The sequence below is a fragment of the Thermobrachium celere DSM 8682 genome, from assembly GCF_000430995.1.
GTDB lineage: Bacteria > Bacillota > Clostridia > Clostridiales > Caloramatoraceae > Thermobrachium > Thermobrachium celere.
This window is the reverse complement of record NZ_HF952007.1, coordinates 2,755-3,248: the sequence shown is the minus strand read 5'-3', so window position 1 is coordinate 3,248 and position 494 is coordinate 2,755. Positions and strand designations below refer to the sequence as shown.

Sequence of the window (494 nt, the reverse complement as noted above, 5' to 3'; positions counted from 1 at the left end):
AATATAATAATATAGTAATATTAAGAACCTTTTCTAAGGCTTATGGACTTGCAGGTTTAAGATTAGGATATGGAATAGCTAATGAAGAGATAACTCAATATATGAACTCTGTTATTGGACCTTTTGATACAAATTTAATTGCTCAGGAGGCAGGTATTGCTGCACTAAAGGATGAGGAGTTTTTAAAATTCATTGTTGAAAAGAATGACGAGGGACGTAAATACTACTATAAAGAATTTGACAGATTAGGGTTAAATTATATAGAGAGTCAAGCTAATTTTGTTATGGTAGATACAGGAAAAGATGACATGGATGTTTTCAATAAGCTTTTAAGAAAGGTGTTATTGTAAGACCAGGATCAAAGATTGGTGTGCTTGGTCTTGCTATGAAGGATTATTCAAATGACGATAGAATAAGCCCTCCAATTGAAATTGTAAAGATTCTACAAAGAAGAGGAGCGTTTGGCTTTTGCATATGATAGTGCTGTTCCTACA

1 protein-coding gene is annotated in these 494 nt (G+C 32.8%); it reads left to right on the top strand.

All coding sequences use genetic code 11. The features are described 5' to 3' along the window. A partial coding sequence (locus TCEL_RS13725) for an aminotransferase class I/II-fold pyridoxal phosphate-dependent enzyme (RefSeq protein ID WP_040683675.1) occupies window positions 1–350 on the top strand: 350 nt, incomplete at its 5' end. Window positions 351–494: the final 144 nt, after the last annotated feature.